The sequence below is a fragment of the Blautia sp. HA3515 genome, assembly GCF_059933065.1.
On record NZ_JAYFUY010000051.1, the window covers coordinates 1 to 6407 of the forward strand.

8 protein-coding genes and 1 pseudogene are annotated in these 6407 nt (G+C 52.6%); 1 reads left to right on the plus strand and 8 read right to left on the minus strand.

Annotated elements, in window-relative coordinates; genetic code table 11:
- The 3 genes from R1Y93_RS03725 to R1Y93_RS03735 form a co-directional block, all read right to left on the minus strand.
- Positions 1–344, minus strand: a 344-nt coding sequence (locus R1Y93_RS03725; RefSeq protein WP_500821675.1) for a hypothetical protein, incomplete at its 3' end; no start/stop codon positions are given.
- A gap of 277 nt (positions 345–621) precedes the next feature.
- Positions 622–1488: a hypothetical protein gene (locus R1Y93_RS03730; RefSeq protein WP_500821676.1), complete on the minus strand. Its 867-nt coding sequence runs from the start codon at positions 1486–1488 to the stop codon at positions 622–624.
- Positions 1485–1829: a TnpV protein gene (locus R1Y93_RS03735; RefSeq protein WP_432764160.1), complete on the minus strand. Its 345-nt coding sequence runs from the start codon at positions 1827–1829 to the stop codon at positions 1485–1487. The genes R1Y93_RS03730 and R1Y93_RS03735 overlap by 4 nt, the downstream gene beginning before the upstream one ends.
- On the opposite strand from R1Y93_RS03735, the gene R1Y93_RS03740 reads away from it, so the two are divergent.
- Positions 1828–2523: a hypothetical protein gene (locus R1Y93_RS03740; RefSeq protein WP_500821677.1), complete on the plus strand. Its 696-nt coding sequence runs from the start codon at positions 1828–1830 to the stop codon at positions 2521–2523. The genes R1Y93_RS03735 and R1Y93_RS03740 overlap by 2 nt on opposite strands.
- 169 nt (positions 2524–2692) lie before the next feature.
- Here R1Y93_RS03740 and R1Y93_RS03745 read toward each other — a convergent pair whose 3' ends face one another.
- From R1Y93_RS03745 to R1Y93_RS03765, 5 genes and pseudogenes are all read right to left on the minus strand, one after another.
- The gene (locus tag R1Y93_RS03745) at positions 2693–2908 is read right to left on the minus strand and encodes a transposon-transfer assisting family protein (RefSeq protein WP_002576226.1); all 216 of its coding nucleotides are present in this window, start codon (positions 2906–2908) and stop codon (positions 2693–2695) included.
- Between the two features lies 1 nt (position 2909).
- The gene (locus R1Y93_RS03750) at positions 2910–5333 is read right to left on the minus strand and encodes a YodL domain-containing protein (protein ID WP_500821678.1); all 2424 of its coding nucleotides are present in this window, start codon (positions 5331–5333) and stop codon (positions 2910–2912) included.
- Positions 5330–5740, minus strand: coding sequence for an ArdC family protein (locus R1Y93_RS03755; protein ID WP_500821679.1), 411 nt, complete (start codon positions 5738–5740; stop codon positions 5330–5332). Before R1Y93_RS03755 ends, R1Y93_RS03750 begins: the two co-directional genes overlap by 4 nt.
- 314 nt (positions 5741–6054) lie before the next feature.
- Positions 6055–6315 carry a CHC2 zinc finger domain-containing protein gene (locus R1Y93_RS03760; protein WP_500821680.1) on the minus strand — a complete coding sequence of 87 codons (261 nt, stop codon included), beginning with the start codon at positions 6313–6315 and terminating at the stop codon, positions 6055–6057.
- A 6-nt stretch (positions 6316–6321) separates the two neighbouring features.
- A pseudogene (locus R1Y93_RS03765) lies at positions 6322–6407 on the minus strand (immunoglobulin); the annotation flags it as partial.

Consider the following 6407-nt stretch of genomic DNA (forward strand, 5'->3'; position numbering starts at 1 on the left):
TTACTCTCGATATTGCCGTTCCATGCACAAAGGGCAGTATCAATATCTTCCTGAGAAAGAGGGCGCAGAAGTTCATGGAGCTTTGGATAGGTCTCGTCGATCACTTCCCGGTGCAGACGCTGACGGAACTCCGGCACATCCGAATAGAGTCGGATCAGCTCCATATCCTTAGAACCAAGAACCGCACGGCGCACAGCGGCATTGCCCTCGATGACAGCATTTTCACGGTCAGAATGCCCGCAGGCATTGCGGTATGCGGCATCCTCGGAAATAGCGGCAGTCACCACAGGCTTATACTGCTCAAACTGCTCCCGAAGGATAGGCTTTGGCGTTTCTTTCTCCACCTCCGGCTGCTGTGTTTGAATGACATCTTCTTCTGCCAGTTCCTTTTCAGCCTGGATTTTTGCTCAGACTGCGCCTGTGTCTCTGTTCGGTAAGATAGCGGTCTTTCTGGACAAGTGAGGTAATGCGCTTGGCAACCTTTTCCCAGTTCAAGTGAACATCCGGGCAGTCCTGCTTTTTATAGTGCAGTCCTTTCCCATCGTGATCTTCACCGGCTGGGCGTTGCGCCGGACAGGGCATGAGAGCGTCCGCCAATGCCATACTCGTCTTTGAGGAATCTCACTTTCTCCTTATCCGTACTGGTTTGCTCATGAAGAACGCATAGATACGGCCTTTTCCTCCGGCGAAACTGCTGCCGCCGGTCATAGCGGTGTCGATCTCATCCTCGGTAATGAAGTGCTGAACGGGCGGCCCTTGGGAAAGGTCTGAAGAAAAGGTCCTGCGTGGCAGGTCAAGGTCCTTCAGGTTCTCCCAGATCTCCCTTGGTCTGTGATAGTGAAAACGCAACAGGTCACGGTCCTGCTGATAGGCAGTCCAGAAGGCGGCGTATTCTTCCTTGAGGGTCTGGCGGAAAGCCTGGTTACTCAGCTGCTCCGTCAGGCGGCAAGTCTCCTCCTGGAAACCATTGCCTTTGATCTCTGACAGGCAGGACAAATATCCGGCTTCTCTGGCACCCTCACTGAGATCGTGATACAGATACCAGAGCTTTTCTGCAAGGAGGGAGCGTTCATAGCCTGCCGCTTCTGCAAGCTCCACATTGGAGGCAAACTGACCACTTTCCAAAAGCTCCCCGATACGCTCTGCGGCGCTCTCCCAGGAAATGACCTGGGCAGACCTGTCATAACGGACAGACTTCCCATGGGAAAGATGGATACCATCCTCGGCATACCATGCGCTCACACTGCCAAGGCCATTGCCGCCGTGGTACAGCGTTTTCAGTATCTCGGTAATCTCAGCGGTGGTTTTCTGCTTTTCAAAGGCTGCAACCACACGCTCCCTTTGACGGTCTGTATTGCCGCCCAAACGCAGCACATGGTCGATGTCATTTTGGGCAAAAGAAAAAGCAGAGGATGTATGCGCTACATTCTCTGCTTCATCTATGGATTGGATCTGTTCCGCTTCGGAAAGGAACAGGTTTAGGGTCAACTGTTGATAAGCTCCGCCATCAGGATCTCCTCTGCCTGGGCTTTGCAAGTGTTCATCAGCCCCACCCACTTCATGGGATCGCTGGCTTTCAGTTGCTCGGTGGCTCCCGCTTCTTTCGCCAGCTGGGGCATCATCTGCTCCAGTCTGCTCTGGGCGGTCTCGTCGATCTCCAGAAGGTGCTGGTACAACTTCTCGCTCATCAGCATCTGGTTGTAGAGGATGGGACGGTGTTCCTTCAGGTAGGTTTTCCTCATCCTGCCGTACTTGCCCAGGGTTTTCTCCGGCTGCTGGCTCAGCTTCAGGTCGGGAATCAGATAGTCTCCGTTCTGGATATAGGTCATGGGATTGTTCATCTTGTTTGCTCCTTTCTTGGTTGGCTTCGCGCTCTGCATTTCGGACGGTAACGCCGATCTGCCGCAGCACCTGCTGGTTGATCTGGCTGACCGCTGTTCCCAGCGCCCCGATGGTGGACGGGGTGTTAAAATCAAAGATTGCCATGAAATCTTCGTGGTCGAAGTAGCGTTCCGGCTCCAGTCCACAGCGGGACATCAAAGCGTAAGTGATACTGACGGTGGCTGCTGCCTTGAACTGTACTCCGATGTTAAACTCATCATATTCCTCCAAAAAGGAACCGTCAACGATATAGAAGAAGTCCTGCTGATGCTCCGTCCAGTATTCCTCAGCCAGTTTTCCGGCTACCTCGGTGAGCTGTCCGGCAAGGTCATCACCGGAAACATCATAGGTGCGCTCAAGCATGGCCTGCACCGAATCCAAATGGCGCTCCTCCAGCTGCCACAGCCAGGGAGTGCGGGAATGTTCACGGGTTCCGGTGTCGGAAATATCAAAAACATAGCGCAGGCGGGGCGCTGTCCCCGGAATCGTCCACCAGAGCAATTCCCTTGGAGCCGCGCCTTACATACCGGCCCATCTTTTCATTCCACAAATCGTACTCTGCACAGGCGGTGGCGTCCGGACGCTGGGCGTAGATCATCAACTGCTCATGGAACGGGTACTTGTAAAGGCGGGAAGCAGTAGTGAGAAACCCTGCCCATTCCTGCCAGCTCCCCGTGAGCTGCGTTGTTACCTTCTCCGCCATCTGTGCATATAGTTCAGCTTTGGTTGGCATAGTGTTCTGTCCTCCTTTCAGTTTTGGGGTAAAAAGGTGGGGTGGCATATTGCTACCCCATCCCTGCGATTATAGTGTTTACTGGTCAAAATCCGGATACAACTCCAGCTCGGCAAACTCGGCATCACTCATGGCCTGGAGCTTGCCCAGTGCGCTGTCTGTCAACTCCCGCAGCTCGGTTTCCTCCGGGGCCAGCTCGCCGCGCATCTCACGCAGGCTGTCGATCAGTCCGGTGCGGCTGCCGGTATTGTAAATGCACATCAGGTTCATTTCCTCAAAAGTAAAGTTTCCCATATCAAATCTCCCTTTCCGCACTCTTTTTGGGTGCTGTCTTTTTGTGTTCCGCTTTGGGCTGGCTTTTCAGCTGATCCACAACAGATTTTTTCTTATCCCGTTCCTCCCGATGAACGGCATCAGCCAAGTCCATGAGGGAGATAGGCTGACCGCTTCGAGCCTGCTGTTCCAGCTCTGCCACCGTAGGCTCTTTTGCGCCATTGTTGATGATACCGTCGATCATGCCGTAATCGTCCTCCACGGCCATCTCTGCATTTTTCAGCGGATTTTCCGGCAGGAATCCGGGGATCTGGGTAAAACCAACACTGTCACAGTAATGACAGGATACCTTACCGTCCTGCTTGATCGCAACGATGTCACTAACACTCATAGAAGGACTGTGAAAATCCGCCGGCTTTTGCAGATTAAACTGCTCATATAGTTTTTCCAGCTGCTCCGGTACCGTGCCAGACTCCCTCAGAGGAGCTGTGTAAATGAGGTCATAATTGCTGCGGTCTATGGAAATGGCATGGGACTTTAACCAGTCCAGATTCATAAAGCGCACATTCTGCGGATCGTCACGGCTCACCTGATAGATGGCAAAGCAATCTCTGTTCTGGGATAGAAATGCCTGTTCGCGTTCCTGCTGATGTTCCTGACGCTCCATGACCTTTTCGTGGAACTGAGGGCTTTTCTCCCATTCCTCACGGTCCACGCCAAAAAGACCGCCATGATCCATGATTTCCTGTGGGTCAAACACCATGCTCTCCGTATTGTCCTCATGCAGCACATAGACGGTCAAACCAGCGGCATCCAGTTCCAGCGCCCGTTCTCTGGTAACAGGGAGCATCCCATCATAGGAGTAGCCGTATTCCTGCATATCCGGTGTGGAGACCTGCTCATCCGGCATGGGGTATTCATCCAGTGCCTGCTCCTGTGCTTCCGGCAGCTGGGAAGAAACAGCCATCTGACTGGCCTCTGCCTGCATCTGCTGGTAGGCAGCGTCCTGCAAGGTTTCAATCATGGACAACGGTGCGTATTTTACCGAGTCTCTGCCCAAATCGTTGTCATCACAAATCTGGAGAACTGCCTTCATGCGGGAAAGCTCTGGCATATCCAGCTGACCTCCATCCAGCTCTTTCATGGATGCGGCATCGTAAAGGGTATAGTCCCATCCGCTGTCACAGGGCTGGATATGAAGATAGGTGGCATTGTCGATCAGAAACAAAGCCTCCTGCTGATTGGCGTCTGCCCCCAGCACTTCCATTTCTGGCATTGCCGCAGCCAGTTCCTTTACCGCTTTTTGCACCAGAGGATTATCACGGTAATAGTCGATTGCCTGGATGGTGTCCAGGTCAATGGTCTGGCCGGTCAAAATCGGGAAAGGTCCTTCATAGTCGCTTCCGTCTTTCAGCTCAAAACCAATGCCCTTGATCCCGTTCATTCGTTCTGCCGGAATCTCCTGATAAATGCGGATTGCTTCCTCCAAAGACAGGTTATCGTGGTATTCTCCGAGGTTTGGAAATTCCATGCACTCTGCTACATAGTAGGTCAGATTGCTGGTCTGCTGTCTATCAGATACCTTAGCGGCATCTTCTGGCTGCTCTATCGGGGCGGTTTCCGGCTCTGCCTTTGCATGAGGGTCGATTCCGCGCTCTTTGCAGATTTCCTTATAGTGGCGCTCAATATCGGAGATCAAAGTGCCGGAGGTTTTGTTGATGGTCTCCAAACTGGCTCTCAGTTCTTTCAGCTCCTTGCCCTGACTCCAACTGGCAATATAGCCGAAGCTGTTTTCTCCAGTCTCGATGCCAAAATACTTGCAGACCGCATAGGAGATACTTTCAGCCTCCACTTCCTCCGTGTGGCGGTCTTTCCTCTGTTCTTGCAAAAACTGGGTGAGGGTAGAAAAGCCGCCAACAAAATTCAGCCCTTCTTCCTCGGTCAGCATCAGGCGTCCATCTTCCGCCAGCTCCAGCGGCTCTGTCAGCAGAACGGAACCTGCATGGTTTACAACCACTTGTTCTTCTACACAGACCGGCTCTCCTGGGTCGTAGTCAGAACCGCGCAGGTCATAGCAATAAACGCCCTCCGGCAGATTATCACGGACAATCCGCCCATTGGAGAACAGACCGGGTTTATCAAACAGCTCGATCTCCTGATATTGCTCGTCATTGGAAATCTGAATCTTTTTCTGATTGTGGAGCTTGCTGTGGGCAATCTCGTGTACTGTGGCCGAAACCGTCTGCACCTCGCTCATGCCCTGGCGAATGGCAATTTTCTGATGATCGGCAGAAAAATAGCCGTCCGTATCGGCGGCCATTGCTTCAATGGTGATCGGCACCGGTGCGCTGCGGCGCAGGGCCTCCATGAATGCCTCATAATTTGGCACATTGCCGGAAAGGGAGGAAGCAAGCTCCGGCAAAGGTTTCCCGTCGGTCTGGCTCACATCAAAGACCTTGACCGGGCGGAACATGGGAATCTCGATTTCTTTTTCCTCTGTGACGATCTTTCCGTCTTTATCCAGAATCGGAGCCTTGGTATCCGTGGTCTCAGTTTCTGCTCCTCGATTTTCTTCTTGTACGGTGTTGGGGCGATGATGGTAATGCCATGCTCGCCCTTTTTTACATGACGCTCAAACTGGTCTTTCCACTTATTGTATCCGGCTACCAATGTAGCGTCCGGCTTCTGCATATAGATGAGCATGGTGTTGTTTACCGAATAGCGGTGGAAGCGGGACATGACGGACAGATAACGCATATACTTTTCGCTTTCAAACAATTCTTTGATACCCTGCTCGATGCCATCTGTGATTTCCCTTAGCCGTTCTCGATTGGTGGGTTTGTTCTCAGCCATGATTTTCAATCTCCTTTCCAAGTGTGTGATTTCTGCTGTGTGTTCCGCAATCCATGCCTTTTGTTCTTCTTCACTTTCATAAAGAAAAAGGTCCAGCAGGTACTCTACATAGGCTTTCTTCTGGATTGCTTCCACAAAGCGGGGGTGCGGTTCTTCCTCCGGTGTTTTGGGAGAACGGTCGGCTTCCCATTTTTTCAGCAGATAGTAGTAATCGGACAGTACGCGGTAACACCGCTGCCGGTCCTCCCGAAACTTTTGTGCCTCGGTTTTCTGCCGGACATACCTCCTGCGGGGAGGGGCCTGACTGTCATAGATCAGGCCAAAGCCTCCTGTGCCAGTTTCTCCGCCGCTTCTTTTGGGGAGAGGTTAAAGAGCTTTGCGGTAAAGTCGATCACATCCCCATCTGCACCGCAGCCAAAGCAGTGGAACCGCTGGTCTACCTTCATGCTGGGATTCTTATCATCGTGAAAGGGACAGCAGGCCATGCCAGTTCGACTGACTTTTATCCCGTAAAACTCTGCCGCTTCTCTGGTGCTGACCGACTGCTTGACCGCTTCAAATACATTCTCTGCCATGTGCCTTTAACTGCCGGACTTTTTCACAGGGGGCTGGTATCCGGCGGCTTTTGCTCGCTCACTGGCAGCTTTGCGACGCTGGCTCACGACGG